Source organism: Castellaniella denitrificans (assembly GCF_027214045.1).
Classification (GTDB): Bacteria; Pseudomonadota; Gammaproteobacteria; order Burkholderiales; family Burkholderiaceae_B; genus Castellaniella; species Castellaniella denitrificans_A.
Window position 1 is genome coordinate 172,299 of the sequence record NZ_JAPWHE010000003.1, and the last position, 15,062, is coordinate 187,360.

At 66.7% G+C, this 15,062-nt stretch carries 10 protein-coding genes and 1 pseudogene; 6 read left to right on the top strand and 5 right to left on the bottom strand.

Annotated elements, in window-relative coordinates:
- Positions 1–22: 22 nt before the first annotated feature.
- Positions 23–823: an amino acid ABC transporter substrate-binding protein gene (locus tag O4H32_RS06640; protein WP_269357781.1), complete on the bottom strand. Its 801-nt coding sequence runs from the start codon at positions 821–823 to the stop codon at positions 23–25.
- A gap of 209 nt (positions 824–1,032) precedes the next feature.
- On the opposite strand from O4H32_RS06640, the gene O4H32_RS06645 reads away from it, so the two are divergent.
- Together O4H32_RS06645 and O4H32_RS06650 are read left to right on the top strand one after the other, a co-directional pair.
- Positions 1,033–1,434 (top strand): DUF2946 family protein, encoded by a 402-nt coding sequence (locus O4H32_RS06645; protein ID WP_269357782.1) that lies wholly within the window; start codon positions 1,033–1,035, stop codon positions 1,432–1,434.
- Between the two features lie 96 nt (positions 1,435–1,530).
- Complete coding sequence (locus tag O4H32_RS06650) at positions 1,531–3,558, top strand: TonB-dependent copper receptor (protein WP_269357784.1); 2,028 nt, start codon at positions 1,531–1,533, stop codon at positions 3,556–3,558.
- 87 nt (positions 3,559–3,645) lie between these two features.
- On the opposite strand, the gene O4H32_RS15010 is transcribed toward O4H32_RS06650, so the two are convergent.
- Together O4H32_RS15010 and O4H32_RS15015 are read right to left on the bottom strand one after the other, a co-directional pair.
- Positions 3,646–3,807: a hypothetical protein gene (locus O4H32_RS15010; RefSeq protein ID WP_407932622.1), complete on the bottom strand. Its 162-nt coding sequence runs from the start codon at positions 3,805–3,807 to the stop codon at positions 3,646–3,648.
- A pseudogene (locus tag O4H32_RS15015) lies at positions 3,807–4,001 on the bottom strand (nitrate reductase); the annotation flags it as partial. The gene O4H32_RS15010 and the pseudogene O4H32_RS15015, both read right to left, overlap by 1 nt.
- 241 nt (positions 4,002–4,242) lie before the next feature.
- On the opposite strand from O4H32_RS15015, the gene O4H32_RS06660 reads away from it, so the two are divergent.
- The gene (locus O4H32_RS06660) at positions 4,243–7,083 is read left to right on the top strand and encodes a bifunctional diguanylate cyclase/phosphodiesterase (protein WP_269357785.1); all 2,841 of its coding nucleotides are present in this window, start codon (positions 4,243–4,245) and stop codon (positions 7,081–7,083) included.
- Here O4H32_RS06660 and ovoA read toward each other — a convergent pair.
- On the bottom strand, positions 7,080–9,251 hold the full coding sequence (ovoA, locus tag O4H32_RS06665) for a 5-histidylcysteine sulfoxide synthase (protein WP_269357786.1): 2,172 nt from the start codon (positions 9,249–9,251) through the stop codon (positions 7,080–7,082). The genes O4H32_RS06660 and ovoA overlap by 4 nt on opposite strands.
- A gap of 119 nt (positions 9,252–9,370) precedes the next feature.
- Positions 9,371–10,084, bottom strand: coding sequence for a ferredoxin--NADP reductase (locus O4H32_RS06670; protein WP_269357788.1), 714 nt, complete (start codon positions 10,082–10,084; stop codon positions 9,371–9,373).
- 80 nt (positions 10,085–10,164) lie between these two features.
- Here O4H32_RS06670 and O4H32_RS06675 point away from each other — a divergent pair, with 80 nt between their 5' ends.
- The 3 genes from O4H32_RS06675 to O4H32_RS06685 all read left to right on the top strand — a co-directional run bounded on the left by O4H32_RS06675 (position 10,165) and on the right by O4H32_RS06685 (position 15,011).
- Positions 10,165–12,108 carry a sensor domain-containing diguanylate cyclase gene (locus O4H32_RS06675; protein WP_269357790.1) on the top strand — a complete coding sequence of 648 codons (1,944 nt, stop codon included), beginning with the start codon at positions 10,165–10,167 and terminating at the stop codon, positions 12,106–12,108.
- Positions 12,109–12,193: 85 nt separating this feature from the next.
- Positions 12,194–13,393, top strand: a complete 1,200-nt coding sequence (serA, locus tag O4H32_RS06680; protein WP_269357792.1) for a phosphoglycerate dehydrogenase — start codon at positions 12,194–12,196, stop codon at positions 13,391–13,393.
- 187 nt (positions 13,394–13,580) lie between these two features.
- On the top strand, positions 13,581–15,011 hold the full coding sequence (locus O4H32_RS06685; RefSeq protein ID WP_269357794.1) for a NarK family nitrate/nitrite MFS transporter: 1,431 nt from the start codon (positions 13,581–13,583) through the stop codon (positions 15,009–15,011).
- The last annotated feature ends 51 nt before the right edge of the window (positions 15,012–15,062 follow it).

Genomic DNA, 15,062 nt, shown 5'->3' on the forward strand with positions numbered 1-15,062 from the left:
TCCTGGGTGTCGCGGGGCGGGCTTACTTGACCTTGGCGGACAGATCCTCGCCGAAATAATGCTCGGAGATCCGCTTGTACGTGCCGTCGTCGCGCAGCGCGTCCAGTGCCTTGTCGATGGCGGCCTTCAGGGCCGGCTGGTTCTTGCGCATCAGCACGCCGGACTGGCCGAATTCGGCACTGTCGTCGGTGGCGACGACCTTGACCTTGGCCTTGGGCTGCTGGTGCTTGAAGTCGAGGAACGACAACTGGTCGTTGACGGTCGCGTCCACGCGGCCCGAGGTCAGCAGGGCGATGGCGTCGTTGAAGCCCTGCACCGGCACCACTTCGGCCCCGCTGCGTTGGGCGAGCTTGCCGAAGTTGCTGGTGATGGTGTTGGCCGAGCGCTTGCCCTTCAGGTCGGAGAAGGCGTGGATCGTGTCGTTGTCCGCGCGCACGATCAGCGCCGCGGCCGAGGCGATGTAGGGTTTGGAGAAGTCGAACTTGGCCTGCCGTTCGGGGCTGATGCCGACCTGGTTGATGACCACGTCATAGCGGTTGACGTCCAGCCCGGCGATCAGGCCGTCCCATTTGCCTTCCACGAATTCCGCCTTGACGCCCAGACGCTTGGCGATGGCGCGGCCGATGTCCACGTCGAAGCCGACCAGGCGATTGTCCTTGGCGTCGTGGTAGGAGAAGGGTGCGTAAGTGCCTTCGGTGCCGATGCGCAGGACGCCGGCCTTCTGGATGGCCGCGAGGTCGTCGGCGGCCGCCTGGGCGGCGGGCGCGGCGGCCAGCAGGGGGAGCAGGGAAGCGAACAGCAGGGCGGAGAGTTTTTTCTTCATGATGGACGGGCCAGTGGTGATTAATTCAACGAGTTATATGGATGACGCGTTTTATCTTTTTTCATTCTAATGAGGCGTCCTTCAAGCCGCAAAGGTTTTCAGTCTATCTCTATATCGCCTGGGGAAATATGAACCGGTGCCGGCCGGGATGCCGCGCGGCTTGACCCCCGTCAATCGAGGTACGGCGCATCTCGCATAGAATGCAGCCCATGCGATATGCGGACAGGCGTACACGCGGATGTGTCTTCATCCACTGGCTTCTGGTCCTGGGGCTCTGGCTCCAGGTCGTCGGGCCTGTGTTCGCCGGCATTCCGCCGGCCGACCCCTTGCGGGGCGTGCAGATCGTGGCATGCACGCCGGCCGGCATGGTGGTCATGGACCTGTCGTCCGATCTGGACGGTTCCGGATCCTCGCGCATGCTCCGGACCGGCCATTGCCCGCTGTGCGCCACCACGCCCGCTCCACCGATGGCCGCCATGGCCGGCACTGTCGTGCCGGCCGCGCCCTGGGCCCAGCCCGCGGCAGGGTTCGACGAAACTCCCTGCGCCGCACGGATTGCCGGGACCTGGGCATGGCCGCCCGCTCGCTGTCCCCCGTCCCGTTCATGCTGAAACCCTGATTTCTTGTCGCCGGGGTCGCCCCAGCCTGATGCTTCGGCTGCGGACGACCCTGGTTGTCTTTCAGCTTTTTCGCATATCGAGATTTTGATGAAGAAGGAAACCTTGTGGGTGTCCGGGATCCCGGTCGCCCTGATGACGCTCGGCCTGCCGCAGGCCGCGTCGTCCCAGCCCGTGCGGGCATTGTCTCCCGTGGTCGTGACCGCGCCCGCCGCGGACGAGCCCCTGGTGGTGCGCACGGACCCGAAGGCCCCGCGCCAGCCCGTGCCCGCGCATGACGGCGCCGATTTTCTCAAGAGCATCCCCGGATTTTCCGTGATCCGCAAGGGCGGCACGGACGGCGATCCGGTGCTGCGCGGCTTTTCCGGCTCGCGCCTGGGCATTCTGCTCGACGGCCAGGAAATCTACGGCGGTTGCGGCGGGCGCATGGACCCGCCCACGGCCTATGTCTATCCCGAATCCTATGACCGCGTCACCGTCCTCAAGGGGCCGCAGAGCGTGCGCTACGGGGCGGGCCAGTCGGCCGGCGTAGTGCTGTTCGAGCGCGACGTGAAGCGCATGGAGTCCTTCGGCTGGAAGGCCGATGGCAGCCTGACGCTGGGCAGCTTCGGGCGCAACGACCAGATGGCCGATGTGTTGGTCGGCGGGCCGCAGGGGTACGTGCGCGCCGGCGGTACCCGTGCCCAGGCCAACGATTATGAAGACGGCGATGGCAATCGCGTGCATTCCGAATACCTGCGTTGGAGCAGCCATGCCGCCGTCGGGCTGACGCCGGACGACAAGACGCGCATCGAGCTGTCGGCCGCCCTGAGCGACGGTCGCGCCGCCTACGCCGACCGGAGCATGGATGGGGCGAAGTTCAAGCGCGAGAACGTGTCCCTGATGTTCGAGCGCAAGCGCATGGACGGCCTGGTCGAAGAGATCGAAGGGCGGGTCTACTACAACTACGTGGACCACGTCATGGACAACTACACCTTGCGCGATGTGCCGCAGGGCAGGATGAATCCGTACATGGCCGGCAATCCGGACCGCCGCACCACGGGCGGGCGGCTGAGCGCGACGTTGCGTCCCGCCGAGTCCTGGAAACTGGTTGTCGGCGCCGACGCCAAGCAGGACGTGCATCGCGGCCGGGGCAGCGGCATGCAGGCCTCGGCCGACGCCGCCAATGCCGCCTATCGCGCGGCGACCCGGGTCGAGGACATGCGCTTCGAGCAGCATGGCGTCTTCGGTGAAAGCACCTGGTTCCTCACCGACGCCGACCGCGTCGTCGGCGGCCTGCGGGTCGACTGGATCGAGGCGCGCGACAAACGCGCACCTGCCAGGTCGGCCACCTCCGGCCGCACGAACGACCGCGCCCTGTCCAGCGGCTTTCTGCGCTACGAACGGGATTATGGCGACAACAGCACCTGGTACGCCGGGTTCGGCCATTCCGAGCGCTTTCCCGATTACTGGGAGTTGATGAAGGGCGGTTCCGACGGGACCAACAGCGCCTTCCTGTCCACCCGGCCGGAAAAGCTCGACCAGCTGGATGTCGGTACGAACTGGCGCAGCGGACCCTTCGCGCTGTCGGTCTCGGCCTTCTACAGCCAGGTGAACGATTACATCCTCATCGATTGGAACCGCAGCCGGACCCGCAACGTGGACGCCACCGTCATGGGCGGGGAACTGGACGCCGCCTGGCAATTCCACCCGGCGTGGCAGGGCGTGGCCAGTCTGTCCTATGTGTATGGCAAGAACCGTACGGATGGCACCGCGCTGGCGCAGCAACCGCCTTTGGAAGCCCGGTTGGGGCTGAACTATGCGCAGGGGCCGTATTCCGCGGGCGTGCTCTGGCGGCTGGTGGCCGCTCAGAACCGCTACGACGCAGGCATGGGCGGCATCGCCGGCAGGGATCTCGGCCCCACCGGCGGTTTCGGCGTATTGTCGCTCAACGCCGGCTGGCGCCCGAACAAGACGGTGCTGCTGACCGCCGGCGTGGACAACGTCCTCAACAAGACCTACGCCGAGCACCTGTCGAAGGCGGGCGTGGACATTCCCGGCAACGTGTCCTTCGTGAACACCCGGATCAACGAGCCGGGCCGGGTCTTCTGGCTGAAAGCCCAGTTCGCGCTGGATTGATCCGCCGGCATGAAAAAACGGCCCGCAGCCCGGCTGCGGGCCGTCCGCCTGAGTGGCTTCGATCGTGGCGGTCAGCGCGGCGATATTTCAGCCTCCGTGGAACTGGTAGGCGCCGTCCTCGCGGTACAGATCGGCGACCCTGATCTCGCCCTTGGCGATCAGGTAATAGTCCACCAGGCTGATGTCCAGCGTGGCGACAGCGAAGGTCAGGGCGGCCAGCAGCGAAAACAGGATCAGGTTGACCAGCACAGCACCAGCATGGCGATCCAGACGGCGGGGCCCGCCCAGTCCTGGAATTTGCGCACGGTTTCCATGCCGTTCTGGATGATCAGCAATTGCAGCGCCCAGACAACTACGAAGCAGATCACGTCGAGTGTCGAATGCCCGAGCAGGTGCGAGTTCTGGTGGAACGCCAGGAGGGTTGCGTTGCGTGTCAGCAGGGCGGGCAGGTTCGCTCCCCAGACGCCGAACGAGGCCCGCGCCAGGTCTTCGTCGTACAGGCCGCGCACGAAAAATCCCCATGCAACGAGAAAACACAGGGGATCATCCCCGCCATGGACGAGCGCCCGAGGATCCTCGACGCCGCGCGGGGTAGCCGCCCGCCGTCGCGAGCCGGCCCGCATCGGACTTGCCGGTAAAGATCAGGCCCATTACATTGGATTGCACGTTCGGCGAGCAGCATCCATGACCATCCATCCGGCTCATTTGGGGGAAACCCGCCCCGCCTTCGGCGCCGTCGGCGCGCTGCTGGTGATCCTCGTCGTGGCCACGACGCTGCGCCTGCCCGCCGCCGCCAGCGACCTCAGCCATCTCCTGCCATTGCACATGGCGCTGGAAACCCTGTCGATCGTGGCGGCGGCCCTTATCGTCAGGCTCGTCTGGAGCGTGCGCCATGAAAATCCGCCGGCCAATCTCCTGTGGCTGGCGAGCGCCTTTCTGGGCGTGGCGCTGCTGGATTTCCTGCACGTGCTGTCCTTGCCGGGCATGCCGGATTTCATCGCGGCCAGCCCGATCGCCACGAGTACGGGTTTCTGGCTGGCCGCCCGGTTCGTGGGCGCACTGGGCCTGCTGGCCGCCGTCTGGATGCCCTGGCGGGTACGCCCGGCCCGGGTCCCTCAGGGCGCCCGGCAATTGCCCGTTCTGTTGCTGGTCCTCGGGGCGACGGTCCTGCTCTTTCGCGCGCCGCCGTGGCTGCCGCTCGTCCACACGCCGGGCCAGGCGCCGACCGCGTTCATGGTCGGCGCCGAATACGGCATCCTCGTCCTGAACCTGTTGGCGGCCATCCGGCTGCTCTGGCTCATGCGCCTGCCCCGCCGCTTCAACGTCGGCGCTCTGTTCGCCTCCGCCTGCATCATGGCCCAGAGCGAATTCTTCCTGACGCGGCACACCGGCGCCACGGACGTCTACAGCCTGTTCGGCCATGTCTACAAGGTGCTGGCCTATTTCTACCTGTACCGGGCCGTCTTCGTGGCAATGGTCCGGGATCCCTATGCCCGGGTGGATGAATCCCGGCGGCGCCTGCAGGCGACCTTGCAGGCCGTGCCCGATCTGGTGGTGGTCATGGACGCGCGGGGCCGCTATCTGGCCGTGCACGCCGTTCCGGAGACGGCCCGGCCCGGGCCCGACCTGCGCGGTCGGCTGGTCGAGGAAATCCTGCCGCCGCAGGCCGCCGACACGGTGCTCGCGGCGCTCGAAGAGGCCGGCCGGCAAGGGGTCTCGCGCGGCCGTCTCCTCAGCCTGAGGATCGGCGAGCACACCCGCTGGTTCGAACTGTCCGTGGCACGCAAGCCGGCCTGGGCGGGAGAGAGCGATCATTACGTCGTCATTTCGCGGGACGTCACCCAGCGCCACGAAAGCGAACAGATGCTGCGCAAGTTTTCCCTGGTGGTGGCGCAGAGTCCGGTGTCCATCATGATCCTGGACCGGGCTTACCGCATCGAATACGTCAACGAGGCGTGCACTCGCCTGAGTGGCTACACCAGTCAGGAACTGCTGGGACGCAGCCCCGTCGACTTGTGGTCTCCCCGCGTGCCGACGGCGACCGTGCTCGCCATGACCGCTCAGGTCGCCCGGGGCGAGCCCTGGCAGGGCGAACTGGTCAGTCTCGACAAAGCCGGCCGGGAATTCACGGAGTCCGTGCTGGTCTATCCGCTGCGCAGCGCCGACGGCGCCATCACCAACTACCTGACGCTCAGGGAAAACATCACCGAAAAGAAACAGGCGGCCGCACGGCCCCAGGCCCTGTCGCATTACGACCCCTTGACCGGATTGCCCGACCGCGCGCTTTTGCACGAGCATTTCCAGTATGCACGCCGGCAATTCCGCACGCTGGCCGTCCTGTGGGTCGGCCTGGACCGCGTCAAGAGCGCCAACGATTCCCCGGACCACCGGTTCGGCGACGCCTGGCTGCGGGGAATGGCCCAGCGCCTGCGCTCGGCGCTGAGAGCACAGGACGTCCTGTCGCGTCTGTCGGGCGAGGATTTTCTGGCCATCCTGCCGGACACCGGTCAGCAAGAGGCGGCGCGCAGTGCGCAGGCCTTGCTGGACTCCGTGACCCTGCCGCTGCGGCTGGAGGGTCGGAAAGTCGTCGCGACTGCGTCCGTCGGCATTGCCATGTACCCGTCCGACGCCGACGGGTTGGACGCTTTGTTGAAGCACGCGGAGACCGCGATGCGCCGCGCCAGGGCCGAAGGCCGCAACGGCAGTTGTTTTTTCACACCCGAAATGCAGGCCCATGCCGTCCATCTGGTCGCGCTGATCCATGCGCTGAGGCAGGCGCAGCAGCGCGGCGAATTGCGTCTGGTCTACCAGCCGCAGCTGCGCCTGTCCGAGCACCGGGTCTTTGGCGCGGAGGCGCTGCTGCGCTGGGATTCGCCCCAATGGGGGACGGTCTGCCCGGCCGAATTCATTCCGCTCGCCGAATCGTCCGGCCTGATCGTGCCCATCGGGGACTGGGTGCTGCGCACCGTCCTGCGGCAGATCCGGGTCTGGCGGGACCGTGGCCTGTCCGGTCTGGTCGTCGCCGTGAATCTGTCGGCGGTCCAGTTCGACCAACCCAATCTGACCAACCGGATCGGTCGGCTGCTGGACGAAGCGGGCGTCCCGCCTCATTGCCTGGAACTGGACCTGGCCGAGGCGACCCTCATGAAAACCCCGGACATCGCCGCGCGGAAGATCCAGGATCTCCATCAGCGGGGCATCCGCCTCGCGATCGATGATTTCGGCGCGGGCCATTCATCGTTCGGCCACCTCAAGCGCTTCAAGATCCACAAGCTCAAGATCGACCGGAGCTTCGTGCGCGATATCGATGCCGACGTGGACGATCAGGCGATTACGTCCGCCATCGTCCAGATGGCCCGCAGTCTGGGCCTGGCCACGCTCGCCAAGAACGTGGAAACGGCCGGGCAACTGGCCTTTCTCAAGGCCAGCGGCTGCGACGACATCCAGGGCCGGCATTTCAGCCAGCCACTGGAATCCGAGGACTTCGAGCGTTTCGTCCTGCGCCTCGGCGGGAACCCGACCTAGGACCGGTCCGGGCGCCGTTCCCAGATCGTCAGCTCCGACAGCGTGTGCTGGAACTTGCGCCGCGTTTCGCGGATGACGAAGGGCACGTCCGTCGGCTCGCCCAGCAGCCGGAAATGCGGCGCGAGGTGTTCCTTCAGGCCGTCCAGGGTCGTGTGGCTCTCCGCGTCCCGTTTGAAGCCGCCCAGCCAGGAGTCGCGTGGCGTGTGCTCTTCAAGCCAGGTGTAGGGCGAGGCGAGCACCAGCAGGCCGCCCGGAACGATGCGCTCGTGGATCCGGTCCAGGAACCGCGCGGGATCATACAGCCGGTCGATCAGGTTGGCGGCCAGGATCAGGTCGTAGTCCGTGAACTGCGGCTTCAGGTTGCAGGCGTCGCCCTGGAAGAACTCCACCCGGCCGATGGCCTCGTCCAGGCCCAGCTCGGCCAGCGTGCGGGACTTGTAGGACACCAGTTCGCCCTCGTCGGCCAGGGTGTAGCGTAGCTGGCCCGTCTGGATCAGTTGCACGCCCTGGTTGATGAAGCGGGCCGAGAAATCCACGCCTGTGACACGCGCGAAGACCCGGGCCAGTTCGAAAGTGGCCCGCCCGGAAGCGCAACCCAGATCCAGTGCGCGGCGGCGCGGGCGGTCGCCCAGGGCCTCGATGGCCCGCCGCGCCAGCGCCTGGGGGAAGTTGGGGACGCCGAAATACGAGTCGCCGTAGTGGAATTCGGCGTATTCGGACATCAGCTTGTCGGTTTCGTAGTAGGCGGCCGGAGCCTCGGCGGGCGCATGGGACACAACGTAGCGGAAGCCCGCATGCTGAAAGAAGTGCCGCCGGAAAGCGTAGCGCGAAGCGCGCACGGCCTCGTTGCCGCAGGAAATCCAGGAGCCCCCCTTGAGCAGGTTGTGGCGGCCGTCGAAGGTCGGCGTCGTGAAGTCGTCGTAGATCGGGTGGACGTCGAAGCCGTCGAACGGATAGGTGGGCGTCTCGGTCCATTGCCAGACGTTGCCCACCACGTCGTACCAGTCGCCGTGGCGCCAGGTGTCCACGGGGCACGACGAGGCGCCGTGGTCCAGGTGCAGGTTGGCGGCACAGGGGCGGTCGTCGGGGTCGCGCAGGCCGGCCGCATCGTACAGCCGGTACCATTCGTCCTCGGTGGGCAGGCGCACGGGCTGGCCGGTCTCGGCCGCCTTCCAGTTGCAGAAGGCCTTGGCCTCCAGGTAGTTGACTTCGACCGGCCAGGACCAGGGCATGGGAATTTCCCCGGTCATCAGGCGCAGAAACCAGCCCTGGGTCTTCTTGACCCAGAAGGTGGGATGTTCCGCCTGGCTGTAGGCCAGCCACTGGCGGCCTTCCTCGGTCCAGTCGCGGTGGTTGCGGTAGCCGCCCGCCTCGACGAAAGCCAGGAATTCGCGGTTGCTCACCAGGCAGCGCCCCGCCTCGAAGGATTCGACCTCGGCCGCGTGGGTGCCGTATTCGTTGTCCCAGCCGTATTGCGGGTCGTCGAAGGACTTGCCCACACGCACCGTGCCGGCCGGCACGCGTGCGAGACTGTTTTCGGGCGGTTCGCCGCCGATGTCGGGGATCGGCGCCCATTCCGGGACGGCGCGTACGTATTTCAGCGCGTGCTGGCGGATCAGGACCGAGGATGTCTCCAGGTGGATGCGCTCGTGCTCGACGCCCATGACGATGGCCCACCAGGGATTCCGCCAATCGATCGGGGATTGCAGCGGAGCGTGATCGATCAGGTCCAGGACCAGGGCGCGCACGCGGTCGCGATAGGCGCGGACCTCGGCCACGGAGGGCCAGTCGTAGTGGGCGTCGTCCAGGTCGTCCCAGCTCATCTCGTCCACGCCGACGGCGAAGATCGACTCCAGCCGGTGGTCCAGGCGCTGGTCGATCAGACGGGCGAGCAGCAGCTTGTTGACGAAGAACGTCGCGGTGTGGCCGAAGTAGAAGATCAGCGGGTGGCGCAGGGGGATCGGCTTGACGACGAAGGCCTCGTCGCTCGACAGGCACTGGAACAGGGACTCGTAGCGGTCGAAGGTGTCCAGGAAATAGCGCCGGACGGTGGCGCGCAGGCGGTCGATGTCCGGCTCGGCGAGATCGGGGGTGCGGGCGAACAGGACGTCGGGCGCGGTCCGGTCGTCCGGGGAGGTGGGCAGTGGCGCGGCTGTGGAGGGCATCATTGGATTCCTGCGGATTCGGCCTTGCGGCATGCGTGCGTGATGAGGGATCAACCCGTGACGGGGAACCGGATAATTAGACTACCACGGCCTCGCGGAGCGCGAGGCCGTGCGCGGGCGTATCAATAACCATGGAAGCTTTCGTCCAGGATGGCGTCGTCCGCGACGCCGAGCCCGGCCAGATGCGCGCGGACCTCCTCGACCATGGCGGGTATGCCGGTCACATAACACAAGGGGTCGTCCAGCCCCCGGAGTGCCTGTTCCAGCAGGGCGCTGTCGATCCGGCCGCGCAGCCCGTCCCAGGCATCGTCGGCCGGGCCGGTCAATGTGGCCAGCAGGCGCAGGCGCGGATTGAGCCGCGCGAGTTCGCGCAGTTCTTCCAGGAATGCGGCCTGTTCCCGGGTCCGGTTGGAATAGAGCAGCATGAACCGCCGGTCCGAGCCCTGGTGCGCTGCGTCGCGCAGCATGCTCACGCAGGGCGTGATGCCGATGCCGCCCGCGATCAGGACCAGGGGCCGGTCCGTCCCCGCCGGCGGAGTGAGCTTTCCGTAGGGACCGCCGAACCGCAGTTCGGCGCCGGGCCGCAGCCGCGCCAGGGCCTGCTTGAACGGGGTGGCGCGCATGCGGGTGGCGATGCACAGATCGCTCTCATGCGGCGCGCTGACCAGCGAAAAGGTATGCCGCAGGACCGGCACGTCCGGCGCGTCCGAAGGCAGCGTCAGCGAAAGGGTCTGCCCGGGCAGGAACTGGAAGTCTCCGGGCTTGCGGAAATGCACCGCGACGGTGTCGCGCGCGATGTCGTCGATGCGCAGCAATGCGCTGGGCCAGGTGGCCATGGCGTTCTCCTAGGGCCGTCCCCCGTGGACGGATTTTGATCCATAATTCCCTTGGATGCGCAAAAACGATCATGCGTTTCATGTCTGTCCCTGAGGAGGCTGATCTGTCGGATTGCGACCGGATTGCTGGAACATGGCGCGGCATGGCGATGCCGGCCATCGGGCATGCCCGATGGCGCGCGTGGATCATCGCGGTGATCGGCCTGTCGCTCTACCTGTTTGGCGCGGCGCGGGCCCTGGCGGCCATCCCCGACGCCGCCTGCCCGGCGCTCGGTCTGTCCTCCAGACATGCGGACATTCCTTCCCTGCCGCAACTCTGCTTCCTGCGGGACGAGGCCCACGCCCTCGGCCCGGGCGACGTCCTGGGCGGGACGCTGCCGATGGAACGCCGGGATGCGGACCGGCTCGTTTTCCGGCACAACCAGTCCGCCTATTGGGTCTACGTGCCCTTGCGCAACCTGGACCCCGAGGGCAGCACCTGGTACCTGCAACTGGACTATCCGCTGCTCGATGAAATCGATGTCTGGATCTACGATCTCGGTTCGGAGCCCGGTCCGCGGGCGCGGCCCAGGCTCCTGGGCACGGCGCGCATGGGGGATGCCCGGCCCTTCGGCGACCGGCCGGTGCGGCATCGACTGTTTCTGCTGCCCCTGGATTTCGGGGCCGGACAGTCGCTCGCGGTCGTCCTGCGGGTCCACAGCAGCGGGGCGATCAATATCCCCCTGTCGCTGCATTCGGGCGCGGCGGCCATCGGCCAGGCCCAGGACCACGGCCTGAGCCAGGGCATGTTCCTGGGCGCCCTGGCCATGCTGGCCCTGTTCAACGCCGCCCTGTACCTGCGGCTGAGGGTCCGGCAGTCCCTCTACAACACCGCCTACATCCTGTGCGCCGGGCTGTTCCTGACGTCCATGTCCGGCCTGTCGTTCCAGTATCTGTGGCCGGACTGGCCCTGGCTGGCGAACCGCTCGGTGCCCTTGAGCGAAATCCTGGCCATCCTCAGCCTGCTCTGGTTCACGCGCCATTTCCTGGGCATCGGGCCCGCCCGCTGGCCACGCCAGTCGTGGTTGATCCGCGCCCTGGCCGGGACCGGCGCGGCGCTGCTCGCGGCCAGCCTGGCCGCGCCCTACGCGCTCATCATCAAGATCGACACGGTCTACGCCCTGGCCTGCATGGTGGCCATGTTCGGCCTGGGCTTGCGCCACTGGCGGCGGGGCGAACGCGCCGCGCGCTGGTACGTGCTGTCCTGGCTGGTGTTCTTTGCCGGCTACCTGGCCTACGGGCTGGCGGCCTTCGGCTACATCCCCGGATTCATGGCCCAGGAACGCTGGATGCAGATCGCCCTGGGCAGCCAGATGTTCCTGCTGACCTACGCCGAGGTCATGCAGTTGCACGACCTGATGCGCCGGGCGCTCGACATCGAAGCCGGCGCCCGCAACTCGCTGCAGCACGAGGTCCAGTCCCGCACGGCGGACTTGCGCGCCACCATGGGGGCGCTGGAGCAGGCCAACCGGCAATTGCGCGAACTGACGCTGCACGATCCGCTGACGGGTCTGCTCAACCGGCGCGGCCTGGACGCTGCACTGGCGCGAGCAGCCGAGACGCAAGGCGCGTCCGCGCGCGGGACGCTGGTCATCTTCGACCTGGACCATTTCAAGCAGGTCAACGACACCCATGGACATGACGCGGGCGACGCCGCGCTGCGCTGGGTCGCCGAAGTCCTGCTGAACCTGCTGCGGCGCCGTTCGGACGTATTGGCCCGGTTCGGCGGTGAGGAATTCGTCGCACTGCTGCCGGCCACCTCGCTGGACGACGCGGTCATCCTGGCCGCCGGCGTGCTCGAACATGTGCGCCGGAACCCCGTCGACCTGGGACGTGGCCGGGTGATCGAACTGACCCTGAGCGCCGGCGTGGCCCAGTGGCGGGAGGATGAAACCCCGCAGTCCCTGTTCCGCCGCGCCGACGAGAACCTGTATTGCGCCAAGACCGCCGGCCGGAACAGGCTGGTCGCAGACGAAGGGCTTTGACCCTGTTCCCATTAGGGATGACCCTGACGAGATGCTTGAAATATCGCACAATGAACGTTTTTTCATTTGCCGGTAAAGGGTCGAGATGCCACGCATAGTCCTGTTCGAAAACATACACGCCAGCGCCCGGGAAGTCTTCGTCGCGGCGGGGTTCGACGATGTCGTCACGCATGCGGGCGCGCTCGCGGGCGACGCCCTGCGCGAGGCCCTCCAGGGCGCGCAGGCGGTCGGCATCCGGTCCCGGACGCATCTCGACCAGGCCGTGCTGGCCGACCTGCCGGACCTTCGGGCCATCGGCTGCTTCTGCATCGGCACCAACCAGGTGGATCTGGAAACCGCCGCCCTGCGGGGGATTCCGGTGTTCAACGCGCCGTTCTCGAATACCCGTTCGGTGGCCGAACTGGTGCTGGGCGAGGCCATTCTGCTGCTGCGCCGCATCCCCGAAAAGAACGCCCGCGTCCACGAGGGCTTCTGGGACAAGACCGCCGACGGCGCCTACGAGGCGCGCGGCAAGACGCTGGGCATCGTCGGTTATGGCAACATCGGTTCCCAGGTCGGCATCCTGGCGGAATCCTTCGGCATGCGCGTGATCTACCACGACATCGAGGCCAAACTGCCCCTGGGCAATGCACACGCCACGTCCTCGCTCAAGAAATTCCTCGGCCAGGCCGACGTGGTCACCCTGCACGTGCCCGGCGGCAAGGACACGGCCAACCTGATGGACGCCGACGCCATCGCCGCGATGCGTCCGGGCAGCATCCTGATCAACGCCTCGCGCGGCACGGTGGTGGACATCCCCGCCTTGCAGCGCGCACTGAAGTCCGGCCATCTGTCGGGCGCCGCCATCGACGTGTTTCCCACCGAACCCAAGAGCCGCGACGAGGCGCTGGACAGCCCCCTGCGCGGCATGCACAACGTGATCCTGACCCCCCACATCGGCGGCAGCACCCAGGAATCCCAGGAAAACATCGGCCGGGAAGTCGCGGAAAAACTCAAGCGCTTCATCAGCAGCGGCACGACCAAGGGCGCCGTCAATTTCCCGGAAATCTCCTATCACGAGCAGGCGGGCGCGGCGCGCATCATCCACATCCACCAGAACGTGCCGGGCGCCATGGGCGCGCTCAGCAACCTGATGGGCGAATACGGCCTGAACATCGTCAGCCAGCAACTGCAGACGCGCGGCAAGATCGGTTATGCCATCACCGACGTCGACGGCGAGGCCACCGACCAGGTCATCGAGGGTTTGCGGCGCCACCCCATCACGATCCGCTGCGATCGGGTTTGACCTCTTTGCGCAGTCATCGGGCCGCCACTATACTGGGCATGCATTCCCAAGTGACCCGATGACATGATTGATCCTGTTTCGACAGTCCGGTGTCCGCCACGGAAATCGGCTGCGGTTTGATTCAGATCATCGCCCTTGCCGCGCGTGGGGGTTTATGGTGGAGGGTCTCTGAACCAGGAGCCCTTGCATGAGCCTCACACCTTCTGATGCTTCGCCCAAGGCCCGCCGTGGTCGCCTGCTCACCGTCTGGACGCCCGAGGACCAGGCGTTCTGGGCCCGGGAAGGCAGCGCCATCGCCAACGTCAATCTCTGGATCTCGATCCCGGCCCTGTTCCTGGCCTTCGCCGTCTGGCAGATGTGGAGCGTGGTGGCCGTCAACCTGCCCAACCTGGGCTTTCGCTACACCGAAAACGAACTCTTCTGGCTGGCTGCGCTGCCGGCCCTGTCCGGCGCCACGCTGCGCATCTTCTATTCGTTCATGGTGCCCGTGTTCGGCGGGCGGCGCTGGACGGCGCTGACCACGGCCAGCCTGCTGCTGCCCACCATCGGGGTGGGGCTGGCGATCCAGGATCCGGGGACGCCGTATTCCACCATGCTGATCTTGGCCCTGCTGTGCGGGCTGGGGGGCGGGAACTTCTCCTCGTCCATGTCCAACATCAGTTTCTTCTTCCCCAAGGAACGCAAGGGCTCGGCCCTGGGCCTGAACGCCGGGCTGGGCAACCTGGGGGTGTCCTCGGTACAGTTCCTGGCGCCGCTGGTCATCACGATGGGCATCCTCGGCCCCTGGGCGGGCGGCCCGCAGACGGCACAACTGTCCGGCGCCCACGGTGGCCCGGTCGAAGTCTGGGCGCAGAACGCCGCTTTCATCTGGGTGCCGTTCATCATCATCGTGTCGATGCTGGCCTGGGTCGGCATGCACGACATCGCCGACGCCAAGGCGTCCTTCCGCGAACAGGCGGTGATCTTCAAGCGCAAGCACAACTGGATCATGTGCTTTCTTTACCTCGGCACCTTTGGTTCCTTCATCGGCTTTTCCGCCGGATTCCCGCTGCTGATCAAATACCTGTACCCAGAAATTCGTCCGTTGCAGTACGCCTGGCTGGGACCGCTGGTCGGTGCCATGGCGCGGCCCTTCGGCGGCTGGCTGTCCGACCGCATCGGCGGCGCGCGGGTCACTTTCTGGACCTTCTTCTGGATGATCCTGGGCGTGCTGGGCGTGATGGCCTCCTTGCCGGGCGGCCAGTCGCCGGGGAGCTTCATGGGTTTCCTGCTGTCCTTCCTGTTCCTGTTCTTCCTGACCGGCATCGGCAATGGTTCCACCTTCGCCATGATTCCCGTGATCTTCAACACCTTGGCGCAGCGCCGCCATGCCGCCGGGGGCACGGCCGGACAGGTCCGGGCCGACGCCGAGGGCGCCAAGGAATCCGCCGCCGTGCTGGGGTTCAGCAGCGCCATGGGCGCCTACGGCGGCTTTTTCATCCCCAAGAGTTTCGGGACGTCCTTCGCGCTGACCGGCACTCCCTACGCCGCGCTGGTGTTCTTCGTCGTCTTCTATGCCGTGTCGATCGCCGTGACGTGGTGGTATTACTCTCGGCGCCGCGCCGAAATCCCGTGCTGACGCGCGGCTGCGCCGCCAGCCTGCGGCCGAACCCTTTCTAACGGAGCGCCC

Bases quoted from the DNA above. Each gene is read 5' to 3' on its own strand.
- O4H32_RS06650 (WP_269357784.1), top strand. From the start codon at position 1,531: ATGAAGAAGGAAACCTTGTGGGTGTCCGGGATCCCGGTCGCCCTGATG.
- ovoA (WP_269357786.1), bottom strand. From the start codon at position 9,251: ATGATGCCCTCCACAGCCGCGCCACTGCCCACCTCCCCGGACGACCGG.
- O4H32_RS06675 (WP_269357790.1), top strand. From the start codon at position 10,165: ATGTCTGTCCCTGAGGAGGCTGATCTGTCGGATTGCGACCGGATTGCT.
- O4H32_RS06660 (WP_269357785.1), top strand. From the start codon at position 4,243: ATGACCATCCATCCGGCTCATTTGGGGGAAACCCGCCCCGCCTTCGGC.
- O4H32_RS06685 (WP_269357794.1), top strand. From the start codon at position 13,581: ATGAGCCTCACACCTTCTGATGCTTCGCCCAAGGCCCGCCGTGGTCGC.
- O4H32_RS06645 (WP_269357782.1), top strand. From the start codon at position 1,033: ATGCGATATGCGGACAGGCGTACACGCGGATGTGTCTTCATCCACTGG.
- O4H32_RS06640 (WP_269357781.1), bottom strand. From the start codon at position 823: ATGAAGAAAAAACTCTCCGCCCTGCTGTTCGCTTCCCTGCTCCCCCTG.
- O4H32_RS06670 (WP_269357788.1), bottom strand. From the start codon at position 10,084: ATGGCCACCTGGCCCAGCGCATTGCTGCGCATCGACGACATCGCGCGC.
- serA (WP_269357792.1), top strand. From the start codon at position 12,194: ATGCCACGCATAGTCCTGTTCGAAAACATACACGCCAGCGCCCGGGAA.